The sequence below is a fragment of the Halomonas ventosae genome, assembly GCF_004361885.1.
In the GTDB taxonomy this organism is placed as follows: Bacteria; Pseudomonadota; Gammaproteobacteria; order Pseudomonadales; family Halomonadaceae; genus Halomonas; species Halomonas ventosae_C.
In genome coordinates this window covers 1-15,356 of record NZ_SNWH01000014.1, presented here as the reverse complement: position 1 = coordinate 15,356, position 15,356 = coordinate 1, and the positions used below count along the sequence as shown (strand labels likewise).

General features: G+C 63.7%; 13 protein-coding genes. 11 read left to right on the top strand and 2 right to left on the bottom strand.

Annotated elements, in window-relative coordinates:
- The first annotated feature begins 73 nt into the window (after positions 1-73).
- The 3 genes from DFO68_RS10980 (at position 74) to DFO68_RS10970 (ending at position 2,957) form a co-directional block, all read left to right on the top strand.
- Positions 74-1,093, top strand: a complete 1,020-nt coding sequence (locus DFO68_RS10980; RefSeq protein ID WP_133483711.1) for a DctP family TRAP transporter solute-binding subunit — start codon at positions 74-76, stop codon at positions 1,091-1,093.
- Positions 1,094-1,168: 75 nt separating this feature from the next.
- Complete coding sequence (locus tag DFO68_RS10975; RefSeq protein WP_133483710.1) at positions 1,169-1,645, top strand: TRAP transporter small permease; 477 nt, start codon at positions 1,169-1,171, stop codon at positions 1,643-1,645.
- Positions 1,635-2,957 carry a TRAP transporter large permease gene (locus DFO68_RS10970; RefSeq protein ID WP_133483709.1) on the top strand — a complete coding sequence of 441 codons (1,323 nt, stop codon included), beginning with the start codon at positions 1,635-1,637 and terminating at the stop codon, positions 2,955-2,957. Before DFO68_RS10975 ends, DFO68_RS10970 begins: the two co-directional genes overlap by 11 nt.
- Before the next feature lie 11 nt (positions 2,958-2,968).
- Here the strand turns inward: DFO68_RS10970 and DFO68_RS10965 are convergent, their stop codons facing one another.
- A complete protein-coding gene (locus tag DFO68_RS10965) occupies positions 2,969-3,502 on the bottom strand; it encodes a macro domain-containing protein (protein WP_133483708.1) in 534 nt (177 codons plus the stop codon).
- A gap of 434 nt (positions 3,503-3,936) precedes the next feature.
- Here DFO68_RS10965 and DFO68_RS10960 point away from each other — a divergent pair, with 434 nt between their 5' ends.
- The 6 genes from DFO68_RS10960 (at position 3,937) to ilvN (ending at position 11,934) form a co-directional block, all read left to right on the top strand.
- Entirely contained in the window at positions 3,937-4,914 is a 978-nt protein-coding gene (locus tag DFO68_RS10960; RefSeq protein ID WP_133483707.1) for a TAXI family TRAP transporter solute-binding subunit, read from the top strand.
- A gap of 136 nt (positions 4,915-5,050) precedes the next feature.
- Entirely contained in the window at positions 5,051-7,645 is a 2,595-nt protein-coding gene (locus DFO68_RS10955) for a TRAP transporter permease (RefSeq protein ID WP_133483706.1), read from the top strand.
- A gap of 13 nt (positions 7,646-7,658) precedes the next feature.
- Positions 7,659-8,087 carry a universal stress protein gene (locus DFO68_RS10950; RefSeq protein WP_133483705.1) on the top strand — a complete coding sequence of 143 codons (429 nt, stop codon included), beginning with the start codon at positions 7,659-7,661 and terminating at the stop codon, positions 8,085-8,087.
- Between the two features lie 301 nt (positions 8,088-8,388).
- Entirely contained in the window at positions 8,389-9,213 is an 825-nt protein-coding gene (locus tag DFO68_RS10945) for a DUF2189 domain-containing protein (RefSeq protein ID WP_133483704.1), read from the top strand.
- A gap of 505 nt (positions 9,214-9,718) precedes the next feature.
- Positions 9,719-11,443: an acetolactate synthase 3 large subunit gene (locus DFO68_RS10940; RefSeq protein ID WP_133483703.1), complete on the top strand. Its 1,725-nt coding sequence runs from the start codon at positions 9,719-9,721 to the stop codon at positions 11,441-11,443.
- Entirely contained in the window at positions 11,443-11,934 is a 492-nt protein-coding gene (gene ilvN / locus DFO68_RS10935; RefSeq protein ID WP_133483702.1) for an acetolactate synthase small subunit, read from the top strand. Before DFO68_RS10940 ends, ilvN begins: the two co-directional genes overlap by 1 nt.
- Positions 11,935-12,000: 66 nt before the next feature.
- Here ilvN and ilvY read toward each other — a convergent pair whose 3' ends face one another.
- Positions 12,001-12,888: an HTH-type transcriptional activator IlvY gene (gene ilvY / locus DFO68_RS10930; protein ID WP_133483761.1), complete on the bottom strand. Its 888-nt coding sequence runs from the start codon at positions 12,886-12,888 to the stop codon at positions 12,001-12,003.
- A gap of 189 nt (positions 12,889-13,077) precedes the next feature.
- Between ilvY and ilvC the strand changes: the two genes are divergently transcribed.
- Together ilvC and pssA are read left to right on the top strand one after the other, a co-directional pair.
- A complete protein-coding gene (ilvC, locus tag DFO68_RS10925; protein WP_133483701.1) occupies positions 13,078-14,094 on the top strand; it encodes a ketol-acid reductoisomerase in 1,017 nt (338 codons plus the stop codon).
- A gap of 160 nt (positions 14,095-14,254) precedes the next feature.
- A complete protein-coding gene (gene pssA, locus DFO68_RS10920; protein WP_133483700.1) occupies positions 14,255-15,121 on the top strand; it encodes a CDP-diacylglycerol--serine O-phosphatidyltransferase in 867 nt (288 codons plus the stop codon).
- The last annotated feature ends 235 nt before the right edge of the window (positions 15,122-15,356 follow it).

Sequence of the window (15,356 nt, the reverse complement as noted above, 5' to 3'; positions counted from 1 at the left end):
GATGCCGGTCAACAATAACGCCGGGCAGGTTGATACACGGACCTGCCCGAGCCCGATACAGCAAGGACATGCCATGAACCCGTCTCGTCACTTGACCCGGCTGGCCGCCCTGGCCGGTATTGCCGCCTTTTCCCTCTCGCTGGCCATCTCTTCTTCCGCCCAGGCCCGCGAGCTCTCCGTCTCCACCGTGCTCTCCGATGCCTTTCCCTGGGGCCAGGCCGCCGAGAAGTGGGCCGAGCTGGTGGCCGAGCGCTCCGACGACGAGCTGACCCTGCGGGTCTACCCCAATTCCCAGCTCGTCAACGGCGACCAGACCCGGGAGTTCTCCGCCATGCGCTCGGGGCTGATCGACGCCGCCGTGGGCTCGACCATCAACTGGTCGCCCCAGGTGCCGGAGCTCAACCTATTCTCGCTGCCCTTCTTCATGGCCGACCTGGACGCCGTGGATGCGGTCACCGGCGGCGCAGCCGGCAAGAGAGTCTTTTCCGCTATCGAGTCCCGCGGCGTGGTGCCGCTGGCTTGGGGCGAGAACGGCTTTCGCCAGCTCTCCAACTCCCGCGGACCCATCGACGAGCCGGGCGACCTCGACGGCCTGAAGATTCGCGTGGTAGGTTCGCCGCTGTTCCAAGACACTTTCACGGCACTGGGCGCCAATCCCACCCAGATGAGCTGGGCCGACGCCAAGCCGGCGCTGACCACCGGCGCAGTGGACGGCCAGGAGAACCCGCTCTCGGTGTTCGACGTGGCGCGCATCGACCAGGTGGGCCAGGCATACCTGACCCTGTGGAACTACATGAACGACCCCTTGGTCTTCGCGGTGAACCAGCGGGTGTGGGATTCCCTCTCCGAGGAGGAGCGCACCCTATTGCGCGAGGCTGCCGAGGAGGCCGGTGCCTGGGAGATCGCCATGACCCGCGAGCAGGAGCCCGAGCGTCTGGCGGCGATCAAGGCGCGCGGCGTCACGGTCACCGAGCTCGACGAGGCGCAGTACCAGGCCTTCGTCGAAGCCACCCAGAGCGTTCACGACGAGTGGGTGCCCAAAATCGGCAGCGAGCTTGTCGAGGCAGCCCGCGCCGACATGCAGGGCGAGTGAGTTCGCCGAGCGAGCGTGCCATCGGCCCCACGTAGGGGCCGATGGCGTTTTTCCACCCCATGCACCGCGATGCCCATGACTCCTCCCGATGCCCGACTCGAGCGCCTGCTGGCGACCCTGGCGATCCTGATCATCGCCCTCATCAGCCTGGCCAACGTGCTGGTGCGCTACTTCACTGGCGGCTCCTTCGCCTTCACCGAGGAGTTCTCGGTGTTCCTGCTGGTGGTGCTGACCTTTGCTGGCGCCGCGGTGGCGCTGCGCCGCAATGGCCATATCCGCATCGGCCTGCTGGAGCGCGCCCTGCCCGGGACACCGCGCCAGGCGCTGATCCTCTTCCAGGGAGGCTGTGGGCTCATCGTGCTGGGGCTGATCACTTGGTACGGGGGCAAGCTGACATGGCAAGAGGCCCAGTGGGGGTCGCTCTCCCCGGGACTGGGGCTGCCCCAGTGGTGGTACCTGGCCTGGCTGCCGCTGCTCTCGGGGCTGATGCTGCTTCGCCAGCTGCAGCAGACCCGCGACCGCCTGCGTGGGAGGCTCGAGGATGAATCCTGACCTGTGGATGCTGCTGGCCTTCGCCGGGCTGCTGGTCGCCGGGGTGCCGGTGGCCTTCTCGCTGGGGCTGGCCGGCGCCGTGGGGATCCTTTCCGGGCTGTCGCCGGCCATGCTGGCCACACTCGGCACCAACACCTACAACAGCATCGCCAAGTATCCGCTGATCGCCATCCCGCTGTTCATCCTCACCGGGCTGATCTTCGAGCGGGCCGGGGTGGCGGCGCGGCTGGTGCGCTTCGCCCAGGCGCTGATCGGGCCGCGCCATGGCGGATTGGCCGTGGTGGCGGTGCTGGTCTGCATGATCATGGGCGGGATGAGCGGATCGGGCCCTGCTGATGCCGCCGCGGTGGCCATGGTGATGCTGCCGAGCATGACCCGGGCAGGTTACCCTCGGCCCTTCTCGGCGACGCTGATCGCCGCCTCGGCCTCCACGGCAATCCTGATCCCGCCTTCGGTGGCGTTGATCCTCTATTCGATCGTGGTGCCGGGGGTTGACCTGCGGGCGCTGTTCGCCGCCGGGCTCTTCCCTGGCATCCTCGCCGGGCTGGCGCTGCTGGGGCCGGCTCTGCTGGTCTCGCATCGCCATGGTTGGGAAGGGAGTGGCCGGGAAGGGGCAACGCCCGTGGAGGGGGCGGAGCACCCCCGGGTGGGCGAGAGCTTCCGGCAGGCGCTGCCGGCGCTGTTCGCCCCGGTGCTGATCCTCGGCGGGCTGCGCAGCGGGCTGTTCACCCCCACCGAAGCCGCGGTGGTGGCGGTCGCCTATGGTGCTCTGGTGGGCCTCTTCCTGACCCGCGAGATGGGCTGGCGGGAGCTATGGGGGCTGCTCGGCGAGGCGGCGGTGATCTCGGGCGTGGTGATGTTGATCATCGCCATGGCCGGCATCTTCGCCTGGGCCGGCACCATGCTTGGTACCTTCCGCCACCTGGCGGAGGGGATCGTCGGGCTCTCCGACAGCGGCCCGCTGATGCTGGTGCTGATCATGCTGGCGGTGCTGGTGGCCGGCATGCTGCTGGATGCCATCTCCATCTACCTGATCATGATGCCGATCCTGATCCCGGTGATGCAGCACTTCGGCTGGAACCCGGTGTGGTTCGGCATCCTGCTGGCGATGAACATCGCCATCGGCCAGTTCACGCCGCCGGTGGCGGTCAACCTGATGGTGACCACAGAGGTCGCCAAGGTGCGCCTGGAGCAGACCCTGGGTTGGGCGCTGCTGTTCGTAGCGGCCATGGCAGGCGCCCTGGCGCTGGTCGCCGTGTTTCCCGAGATCGCCCTCTGGCTGCCGAGGATGCTGGGCTACAACCTGGGCTAGCAGATGGGCGGCTAGGCGCCTGGTTCCAGGCCCTTCTCGAGGGTGGCCAGGATGCGCTGGTGGAGCGCGGTGCTGTCGGCATCGAAGAGCACAAAGCGCACCCGCTCGATGCCCGGGCACTCGGGCAACGTCTGCAGTACCGTGGCCAGCGCCACGCGAGCGGCCTCGGCCGGTGGGTAGCCGAAGGCTCCGGCGGAGAGGGCCGGAAAGGCGATGGAGCGGATGCCCTCGCGCTCGGCCAGCTCCAGGGCGTTGCGATAGCAGGCGGCCAGCAGCTCGTCGGCGGGCTCGTCGACGCCGTAGACCGGCCCCAGGCAGTGGATGACGTGGCGGTTGGGCAGCCCGTGGGCGCCGGTGATCACCGCCTGGCCGGGGCGGATCGGCGCCAGCGGGCGGCACTCCTCGGCGAGCCCGGGGCCCGCGGCGCGATGCAGGGCGCCGGCCACGCCGCCGCCGCTGCGCAACTGCGCGTTGGCGGCATTGACCACGGCGTCGATGTCGGCCTGGCGGGCGATATCGCCCTGGATGCATTCGATGGTAGCCATCTCGCTTCCTCCTGCTGGTTGTCGGGTCAAGTCTGGCGCCCAGAACGGCAGGACTGCAAGATCATCAAAGGGAGGCGTTCCTTACTCCTGAGCGGCGAGCAAGCCCTCATGATACGCACGAGGCCAGCGGGAGTGTCCACCGCGCGCAGCCATGCGGCCATAGGTCTCTCAGTCTACTCGCTATGCCGTAGGTGCCGTCCGGCGTCACCGCGTCCGCCTGCTCGCTCGTGCTGCGCTGCATCACAAGATAAACGTCGCGTAAACGCTCAAGCTCGCTAGACTGTTGATGAATGAGTGAAATGGCCATGGCCGTCGGGTCCCCCTGAGGGTGGCCTTTTTCGCTAAAGTAGTAGAGAGTGGTAATGGGGAGTCTACCAGCAAACATCAGTCGGACTCCCGCCGCTCGTTTGCCAAAAAGTCAAAGAGGTGTGTTCATGAAACGCCATGCTTTCACTGCCACCGCCTTCACTGGCGCGCTTCTCAGCACCGCGATGATCGCTTCGCCCGCCGTCGCCCAGGATCAGAAATTCATCACCATTGGAACCGGTGGCCAAACCGGCGTCTATTATGTAGTCGGTCAGTCCGTCTGCCGGCTGGTCAACCGTCTCGAAGACGCCAACATCAAGTGTAACGCCCCCTCCACAGGCGGCTCGGTGGCCAACATCAATGGCCTCAAGTCCGGCGAGCTGGACATGGGGGTGGTGCAGTCCGACGTCCAGTACCAGGCCTACCACGGTACCGGTAACTTCGAGGGCGACCCCTACAAGGAGTTGCGGGCGGTCTTCCGTGTCCATGGCGAGCCGCTGACCATCCTGGCGCGCGCTGACTCGGGCATCGAGACTCTCGATGACCTGGCGGGCAAACGCGTCAATATCGGCAACCCTGGGTCCGGTCAACGCAACACCATGGAAGTGGTGATGGACGCCAAGGGCTGGACCGTGGATACCTTCTCGCTGGCCTCTCAGCTGGATGCCGCCGAAATGGCTTCTGCCCTGGCCGACAACAATATCGACGCCATGGCCTACGTGGTGGGTCACCCCAATGGGGCCATCCAGGAAGCGACCACCACCGTGGATGCCAAGCTGATCCCGCTCAATGACGAGGACATTCAGGCCATCGTCGAGGAGTATCCCTATTACTCCACGTCGGTCATTCCCGGCGGTATCTACAAGGGCAACCCGGATGACGTCGAGACCTTCGGCGTGGCGGCCACCTTCGTTACCGATGCCGATACCAGCGAAGAGGTGGTCTATCAGACCGTCAAGGCAATCTTCGACAACTTCGATCGCTTCAAGCAACTGCATCCGGCGTTTGCCAATCTAAACCCGGAGGAAATGGTGTCCCAGGGGCTCTCTGCTCCGCTTCACGAAGGGGCAGCACGCTACTATCGTGAGCAGGGCTGGATCGAGTAAGGTGTTCCCGGCGAGGTGACGACACCTCGGTGAAGTATGCGCGGTCACCCGAGGGGGCCGCGCATTCTGTTTGGGATGCCCAATGGCATCACCAGCAGGGGTTCCCAGGGCAAATGTGACAGAGCAGGGTACGTTTATGACAGAGAACAACAAAAGGACTGCCGGGCATGAGGTCGACCTGGAGGATATGGTCGCCTCGACCGATACCGGCGCTCGCAAGCCGGCCGGGATGCCAGGCAAGCTGCTGGTCAGCATTGCCGCAGCCTGGTCGCTCTTCCAGCTGTGGATCGCCTCCCCGCTGCCGTTCATGCTGGGCTTCGGCGTCTTCAACGCCACCCAGGCACGTTCCATCCACCTGGCCTTCGCGCTCTTCCTCGCCTACATGGCCTACCCGGCGCTCAAGCGCTCGCCGCGAGACCGTATCCCCATTCAGGACTGGGTTCTGGCGGCGGCGGCGGCCTTCTGCGGCGCCTACATGTTCATCTTCTACGAGCAGTTGGCCCAGCGCCCCGGTGCGCCGATCCTGCAGGACGTGATCGTCGGTGTGGCCGGCCTGCTGCTGCTGCTCGAGGCCACCCGGCGGGCACTCGGCCCACCGCTGGCGATCATCGCCTCACTCTTCATCTTCTACTCGCTGGCCGGACCCTACATGCCGGGCATCCTGTCCCATCGCGGGGTCAGCCTCTTCGGCCTGGTCAACCACCAGTGGCTGACGACCCAGGGCGTGTTTGGCATCGCGCTGGGGGTCTCGACCAGCTTCGTCTTCCTGTTCGTGCTGTTCGGCGCCCTGCTCGACAAGGCCGGCGCCGGCAACTACTTCATCAAGGTCGCCTTCTCGCTGCTGGGCCACTACAAGGGCGGCCCGGCCAAGGCCGCCGTGGTGGCCTCGGGCATGACCGGTTTGATCTCGGGCTCCTCCATCGCCAACGTGGTGACCACCGGCACCTTCACCATCCCGATGATGAAACGCGTCGGCTTCTCCGCCGAGAAGGCCGGGGCCGTCGAGGTGTCGTCCTCGGTCAACGGGCAGATCATGCCGCCGGTGATGGGGGCGGCGGCCTTTCTGATGGTCGAGTATGTGGGCATCTCCTATGTCGAGGTGATCAAGCATGCATTCCTGCCGGCGCTGATCTCCTATATCGCCTTGGTCTATATCGTCCATCTCGAGGCCCTCAAGGCCGGCCTTCAGGGGCTGGAGAGCAGCAACCCCCCCAAGCCTCTGGTGCGCAAGGTGATCGGCTTCCTCGGCGGCCTGCTGTTGATGATGATCACGGCACTCGTGGTCTACTACGGCCTGGGCTGGCTCAAGCCGGTACTCGGCGACGCGACGCCTTGGGTTATCGCCGTGGGGCTGGCGGTGATCTATGTGGCGCTGCTCAAGGTGGCATCGAACTATCCCGAGCTCGAGCTCGATGACCCGGACACCCCCATCTACACGCTGCCGCAGACGCGGCCCACGGTGATGGTCGGCCTGCAGTTCATCCTGCCGGTGATCGTGCTGATCTGGTGCCTGATGGTGGAGCGCCTCTCGCCGGGGCTGTCGGCCTTCTGGGCGACGGTTTTCATGGTCTTCATCATCCTCACCCAGCGTCCCATCACCTCGATCTTCCGTGGTCGCAGCGACATGGCAGTGGACCTTCGCGAGGGGGTCATGGACCTGTGGAACGGACTGGTGACCGGTGCCCGCAACATGATCGGCATCGGCATCGCCACCGCCACCGCCGGGATCATCGTCGGCGCGGTTTCCCAGACCGGCGTCGGCCTGGTGCTGGCCGACGTGGTGGAAGTCCTCTCTATGGGCAACCTGTTATTGATCCTGCTGTTCACCGCGGTGCTCAGCCTGATACTGGGCATGGGCCTGCCGACCACTGCCAACTATATCGTGGTCTCTGCGCTGCTGGCCCCGGTGATCGTCCAGCTGGGTGAGCAGAATGGGCTGCTGGTACCGCTGATCGCGGTGCATCTGTTCGTGTTCTATTTCGGCATCATGGCTGACGTCACGCCGCCGGTGGGGCTCGCCTCTTTTGCCGCGGCAGCGGTCTCGGGAGGTGACCCGATTCGCACCGGCTTCCAGGCCTTCTACTACAGCCTGCGCACCGCGGCATTGCCGTTCCTGTTCATCTTCAACACCGATCTGCTGCTGATCGACGTGACCTTTCTGCAGGGGATCGTGATCTTCGTGGTATCCACGGTAGCGATGCTTATCTTCGCCGCGGCCACCCAAGGCTTCATGATCACCCGCAACCGCTGGTACGAGTCCATCGTGCTGCTGCTGGTGGCCTTCACCCTGTTCCGTCCCGGCTTCTGGATGGACATGATCCACGACCCCTACCAGTCAGTGCCGCCGGCGCAGTTCGTCGAGGCGCTGGGCAGCGTCGACCCGGAGAGTACCCTGCGCCTGCAGATTCGTGGTGAAGATGATTTCGGCGACCCGCTGACCTTCTACATGCAACTGCCGGTACCCGAGGGCCAGACTGGCCAGGAGCGGCTGGAGAACCTGGGTCTGGAGCTGATCATCGAGGATGATCGTGCCGTGGTCGACATGGTGGCCTACGGCAGCCAGGCCGCGGAACTGGGCTTCGATTTCGACCAGCAGATCATCGAAGTGCTGGCTCCGGTGGATCGCTGGACCAAGGAGTTGATGTGGATTCCGGCCTTCCTGGTATTCGGACTGATCGTAATAATGCAACGCCGGCGGCGTGATCGTGTCGCTGCCACGGCATCAGCCTGACGGAGAGAGCCTTATGTACCAGAAGATATTGTTGCCGGTGGACCTCAACGAGGAGGCCTCTTGGAGCAAGGCATTGCCCACGGCGTTGGCGCTATGTCGCAGCTTCGGCGCGTCGCTGCATGTGGTGACAGTGCTGCCGGACTACCGCATGCCGCTGGTTGGGTCCTACTTTCCCAAGGACTTCGCCAAGAAGGCCCATGAGGCGATCTCCGAGGCTCAGCACGAATTCATCCGTGAGCACGTGCCTGAGGACATCACGGCCCAAAGTGTGATCGTGGATGGCTCACCCTGGGAGGCTATCATCAAGGTAGCCAAGAAGCTCGAGGTGGACCTGATCGTCATGGCCTCCCACAACAAGCGAAAGTTTGCCGATTATGTGCTCGGACCCAATGCCGAGCATGTCGTGCATCACACCAAGATCTCGGTGATGATCGTGCGCTGAGCGGAAGCGACCGCTCTGACGGAGTAGCCGTGAACGTCTTCTCTCGACGGAAGCGTTCGCGCATGGCTTTACCAGTCGGTGGTATACGGATGACCTTGTGCCAGGCCCTCAGCTGTTCCATGTCGCTGGGTGAACTTGCGTTGAGTGCCGAAACGCAACACGCTCTGCGGGATTGGCGGGCGTCGTCTACATTAACCCGCTATTAAGCGACGTAGGGCGCATCGCGGTGCAGTGCCGAGATGTGGCCTCGGACTGGCCCGGCATTACCGGGACTCAACAGGTGGCAAACAAAGGTACGACCATGAATGCAGCAGCGACGAAAGCGCGGGACAAGGGTGCTGCGCCCAATGTCAGGATCAACATCCAGTCGGTGGGCATGGACAAGCCGCGAGCCTGGCTGGCGGCAGGCTTCGAGGATTTTCGACAGGCCACCTCGATCAGCCTGGCGTATGGCATGTTCTGGGTGGGGTTGAGCATTGCCATCACCACCGGCGCCTTCACCTTGGGGCTCTGGCAATGGTTGCTGCCGCTGATCGCTGGGTTCATGTTCATCGGCCCGCTGGTAGCCGTAGGCTCCTACGGGATCAGCCGCGCCCTGGAGGCGGGTCGCGTTCCCAACCTGGGCGATGCCTTCGGCGGCTGGAAGGGCCATGCGGGGCAGCTGGCAATGATGGGCGTGATGATGATGATCTTCTTCCTCGCCTGGATTCGCCTGGCTACTCTGCTGTTCGCGTTGATCTTCGGCCTCGAGGCCCCCAGCCCCGAAACGCTCTATGCCTCGCTGCTGACCACCACCGATGGCCTGGTGATGCTGGCGGTAGGCACCGCGATCGGCGCCGTCCTGGCGTTCGGCGCCTTCACCATCAGTGTGGTAGCCATTCCGACCCTGATGGACCAGGACCTCACCTTCATGGAGGGCATCGAAGCCAGTGTCCGTTCAGTGTCGAACAACTTTCGCCCGATGCTGCTGTGGGCGGCGATCCTCACCGGTTGCGTGCTGGTCGGGGTGATGACCTTCTACATCGGTCTGGCGCTGATCCTGCCGATACTGGGGCATGCCAGCTGGCACGCCTACGAGGACCTGGTCCGCATCGAATCGGTCGAGGAACCCGCCGAGCTGACGTGATGTCAGGGCACGCATCAGTGAGCGCCGGTCCCTGCCTGATTGCTGGCAGGGACGGTGATGCCTTGCCGAATGGCCCGTCATGGGCTACCCATGCTGTTTTCGCGGTTGACACGTCCCCAGTGCTAATGGAATCTTGAACCTTCCTGATACGGGCGCGGATTCCAGCGGGCAACCCCCCATTCCCGTGCGAAGGGTGGGCCGAGCGCCTCTACCCGCCGAAGGACTTCCGGCGCCGGGTCAACCGCCCGGGTCGGCCAACGCCCCCGACGCGGCAACCCGCCGCGAAGGGAATGTCGGATTCATGTCGTGTGCGACAGTAGGTTGAGTCTTGTCGTGTGCCGCAATGAATCGGCATTCCCGAAAAGAGTGCAGGCCCCAACAGGGCTAATTGCCAGGGTTTGGCATCAGGTGCCGGCACCGCCGGCAGTGGCATACCGCCGCACTCGACTTCGTGTCCACGCGTTGGGCATGGAGCGCACTCGAGACCTCCAGGGGAGATACATCTGTGGAACTGCTTTCCGGCGCAGACATGATTGCCCGCTTCCTCCAGGATGAGGGCGTCGAATACATCTATGGTTATCCTGGAGGGGCAGCGCTGCACATCTATGATGCGCTGTTCCGTCAGGACAAGGTTAAGCATATCCTGGTGCGCCATGAACAGGCGGCCACCCATGCCGCCGATGGCTACGCCCGAGCCTCCGGCAAACCGGGCACGGTACTGGTCACCTCCGGTCCGGGGGCGACCAACGCCGTCACCGGTATCGCCACCGCCTACATGGACTCGATTCCGATGGTGGTGCTGTGCGGCCAGGTGATGAGCCACCTGATCGGTGACGATGCCTTCCAGGAGACCGATATCATCGGCGTGACGCGGCCGATCGTGAAGCACAGCTTCTCGATCCGCCACCCGACCGAGATTCCCGAAGTCCTCAAGAAGGCCTACTATCTGGCCTCGACCGGCCGTCCCGGCCCGGTGGTGGTGGACATTCCCAAGGACATGACCGCGCCCACCGAGCGCTACGAGTACGTCTACCCGAAGAAGGTCAAGATGCGCTCGTATAACCCGGTCACCCGTGGCCATACCGGCCAGATCAAGAAAGCCGTGGAACTGATGCTCAAGGCCCGGCGTCCGGTCTTCTATACCGGAGGGGGCGTGGTTACCGGCAACGCCAGCGAGGGGCTGACCGATCTGGTTCAGCGGCTCGGCTATCCCATCACCACCACCCTGATGGGCATCGGCTCCTACCCGCAGAGCGACCGGCAGTGCCTGGGCTGGCTGGGCATGCACGGTTCCTTTGAATCGAACATGGCCATGCACCATGCCGACCTGATCATCGCCATCGGGGCGCGCTTCGATGATCGCGTGACCAACAATACTTCGAAGTTCTGTCCTACCGCCAAGATCATCCACGTCGATATCGATCCCAGCTCGATCTCCAAGACGGTGCGGGCCGACGTGCCCATCGTCGGACCGGCCGGCAGCGTGATCAACGAGATGATCAGCATGGTGCAGGACAAGGAGATCACCAATCCCGAGGCCCTGGCTGACTGGTGGAAGCAGATCGACGGCTGGCGTGAGGAGCGCGTGGGCAAGCTCTACGAGCCCTCGACATCCGGCGAGCCGATCAAGCCCCAGGAGGTGATCGAGGCGCTGTGCCGGGTGACCCGCGGCGAGGCCTACGTGACCACCGACGTGGGCCAGCACCAGATGTTCGCGGCCCAGTACTACAAGTTCGACAAGCCCAACCGCTTCATTACCTCCGGGGGGCTGGGCACCATGGGCTTCGGCTTCCCGGCGGCCATGGGCATCAAGCACCACTTCCCTGAGGAGCAGGTAATCTGCGTCACCGGCGAGGGAAGCTTCCAGATGATGATGCAGGAGCTATCGACCTGTAAGCAGTTCGGCGGTGGCGTGAAGATCGTCAACCTCAACAATGCCTCGCTGGGCATGGTGCGCCAATGGCAGGACCTCAACTACAAGTCCCGCCATGCGCACTCCTACATGGAATCGTTACCCGACTTTCAGCAGTTGATCGGGTCTTATGGCTTCACCGCGCTACGGGTGGAGACACTGGCGGATCTCGAGCCGGCACTGGAACGCGCCTTTGCCGACACACACGAGCTGGTGTTCCTCGACGTCATCGTCGACCCGCACGAGCACGTCTATCCGATGCAGGTGCCCCTGGGCTCCATGCGTGACATGCTGCTTTCTAAGACGGAGCGGACCTGATGCGCCATATCATCTCGATTCTGTTGGAAAACGAACCGGGCGCCCTGTCTCGCGTGGTAGGGCTGTTCTCGCAGCGCAACTTCAATATCGAAACACTGAACGTGGCGCCCACCGAGGATCCGAGCCTGTCGCGGTTGACCGTGACTACAGTGGGGGACGATCGGGTGATCGAGCAGATCACTAAGCACCTCAACAAGTTGATCGATGTGGTCAAGCTGGTGGACCTGACCGAAGGCAACCATATCGAGCGCGAGCTGATGCTGGTCAAGGTCAAGGCACTGGGGGCGGCTCGCGACGAGGTCAAGCGCACTGCGGACATCTTTCGCGCGCAGATCGTTGATGTGACGCCGAGCCTCTATACGGTGCAGATCACCGGCGACGCCGGCAAGCTGGACGCCTTTTTGCAGGCCATGGCGCCGGTGGGCATCCTTGAGGTAACGCGCACCGGGGTGGCGGGGATTGCTCGTGGGGACAAAGTCCTCTCCTTGTAACCTCGCCATCTACCGAAACACCAAGGCCGCCCGTCGGGGCGGCCTTGGCGTCTCAGGGACGCTGGGTCAGCGCTCCTTGACCTCGCCCCAGAGCGCGGCGATCAGCGGACTCTTCAGACGCCGCTCGAGCACGCAGAGTCCAACATCATAGTGAGGCAGTTCGGGCTTCACCGGCAGCCCCCTGACCCGCTCGGCCAGGGGGCTGGTGTCGAGCACGATGCGCGGCACCACACCGACGCCGAACCCCAGCCCTACCATGCTGACGATGGCTTCGTGACCGGCCACCTGGGCATAGATCCTTGGCGTCACGCCCAGGGCCCGGAACCAGGTGTCGCTGACCTGGCGCGACAGGCCGGCCTCGGAGAGGATCATCGGCACCTCGCGCCACTGCTCGGCGGAGGGTGACTCGGGCGTGGGGGGAATCCAGTCATGGATCTCGTGGGGGGCGATGAACACCAGCGGCGAGCGGGTCAGTGATTTGAAGGCCAGGGCCTCGGGGGGCTGCCGTGGCCGTGAGGTGATCGCCATGTCCTCGTTGCCGGCCAGCACTTGCTGGATGGACTGGGCAGGGTCGCCAGTATGCAGCTTGAGCTCGATGCCCGGATGACGGGTGCGGAACTCGCTGAGCAGCTCATAGAGGAAGCTGTAGCTGGCGGTTACCGAGCAGTAGATGCTGATCTCGCCGGTGAGAGTGCGCGCCTCGCTCATCAGCGCCTGGCGCAGTCGCTCCCACTCTTCCAGAGTGTCCCGGGCGTAGGCCTGAAAGCTTCTGCCCTGGCGGGTCAGCACCACGTGGCGGTTGTCCCTCTCGAAGAGCCTTACGCCGAGGCTCTCCTCAAGCTGGCGGATGGTGCGCGAGAGCGTCGAGGCACTGACGTGACAGGCTTCGCTGGCGCGGCCGAAGTGCAGGCTCTCGGCCAGGGCGAGGAAGTGCTTGAGGGGGCGCATGTCCATGTCGCCAGTATTGCATATTTCGGGACATGACATTGCAAATATCGCGTTTTACGCAACGCGACCGCTGGCGTAAGGTGATCCTTCAACGGCAACGAATTCTCTATATCACAATCCGGCGCCGTGGCAGACGGCGCGGGTGGCCATCAACGCTGACCTCGATTCCACGCTATGACTTTTAGGAGACCCCTCATGCGCGTTTACTACGACAAAGACTGCGACCTCTCTCTCATCCAGGGCAAGAAGGTGGCCATCGTGGGCTACGGTTCCCAGGGCCATGCCCACGCCAACAACCTCAAGGAGTCCGGTGTCGACGTCACCGTCGCCCTGCGCAAAGGCTCCTCCTCCGCGGCCAAGGCCGAGGCCGCCGGCCTCAAGGTCGCCTCTGTCGAGGACGCCAGCAAGAACGCCGACGTGGTGATGATCCTGGCGCCGGACGAGAACCAGAAGGCGATCTACGAGACCCAGATCGCACCCAACCTGGCGCAGGGCGCCACCCTGGCCTTCGCCCACGGCTTCAATATCCACTATAACCAGATCGAGCCGCGCAAGGATCTGGATGTGGTGATGATCGCGCCCAAGGCCCCGGGCCACACCGTGCGCTCCGAGTTCGTGCGTGGCGGTGGCATACCGGACCTGATTGCCATCCACCAGGACGCTTCCGGTGACGCCAAGGAGCTCTCGCTCTCCTACGCGGCAGCCATCGGCGGCGGCCGCAGCGGTATCATCGAAACCACCTTCAAGGACGAGACCGAGACTGACCTGTTCGGCGAGCAGGCCGTGCTGTGCGGCGGTGCAGTGGAGCTGGTCAAGGCTGGCTTCGAGACCTTGACTGAGGCAGGCTACGCGCCGGAGATGGCCTATTTCGAGTGCCTCCACGAGCTCAAGCTGATCGTCGATCTGATGTACGAGGGCGGAATCGCCAACATGAACTACTCCATCTCCAATAATGCGGAGTATGGCGAGTACGTGACCGGCACCGAGGTAATCAACGAGCAGTCACGCGCCGCCATGCGCAATGCGCTCAAGCGCATCCAGACCGGCGAGTACGCCAAGATGTTTATCATCGAGGGCAACAGCAACTACCCCTCGATGACCGCGCGTCGCCGCCTTAATGCCGAGCACCCGATCGAGCAGGTCGGCGAGAAACTGCGAGGCATGATGCCGTGGATTGCCGCCAACCAGCTGGTCGACAAGTCGAAGAACTAATCCCGAGCCGTCTGGCGGACACCAGGGCGCGGTCTTCCGCGCCCTGGTGCATGGTGCGTTGTCGCAGCAAGCATGGCATGCAGCGTTGTGGGGGTCTGGCTGGTGTGTAGAATGAGCCTATCGCTCCAGGGCGACCTCACACAGGCAATGGACGAAACGCATGAGTCAGGACAGCCGCAATACCGGGCATGATGTATCGCAGGTCGGTGCCGAGCCGGACCGCCAGTCGTGTTCCCCGGAGGAAGACCTGGCCACCGCCTTCGTTCGCGAAACGGAGGTGATCGAGGAGTCGGTGGAAAATGGTAAGGCGGTGCGGCGCAAGGGCATCTACCTGTTGCCGAACCTCTTCACTACCTCCGCCCTCTTTGCCGGTTTTTTTGCCATCGTGGCGGGTATCAACGGTGACTTCACTGCGGCGGCGGTGGCGATCTTCATCGCCATGGTGCTCGATGGTCTGGATGGTCGTGTGGCACGCATGACCAACACTCAGAGTGCCTTCGGCGCCGAGTACGACAGCCTCTCGGACATGATCTCCTTCGGGATGGCTCCAGCACTGGTGGCCTTTACCTGGATACTGCAGGACATCGGTAAGACTGGCTGGGTGGTGGCTTTCCTCTACGTGGCCTGTGCCGCCCTGCGGTTGGCGCGCTTCAACGTGCAGATCGGCAGTGTCGACAAGAAGTGGTTCATCGGCCTGCCCAGTCCCTCGGCGGCAGCCCTGGTCGCGGCGAGCGTCTGGACGTTTCACAGCTTCGATGCCGAGGCTTTCGGTTTCAAACTTCTGATGCTCTTCGTGGTAGGTGCCGCCGGCATTCTGATGGTCAGCAATATCCGCTACTACAGCTTCAAGGACGTGGATCTCAAAGGGCCGGTGCCCTTCGTCTTCCTGCTGGCCATTGTGTTGGGCTTTGTGGTGATTTCCATTGAACCCTCGGTGATGCTGTTGTTGTTGTTCGGTACCTATGTCGCCTCGGGGCCGGTGATGGCGATGATGCGCAAGATGAACAAGACACCGCCTACCCGCTGAGCATTCGAGGACACACCGAAAGACGCCCGCCCCGCGCGGGCGTCGTCGTGTCAGCCCGCGGGTCGTCATCGCCTGTTCACGGGATCATCATCACCGTGACATTTTTCTTCATTGAGGCCTTGCACGGCCCCGGGGAAATCCGTAGAGTACGCATCCGCTGCCGGCGACGGGACAGGTTGCCGGCGGTGGAGAGGGAAAGATCAGGGGTTGACAGGCAACGCCGATCACGTAGAAT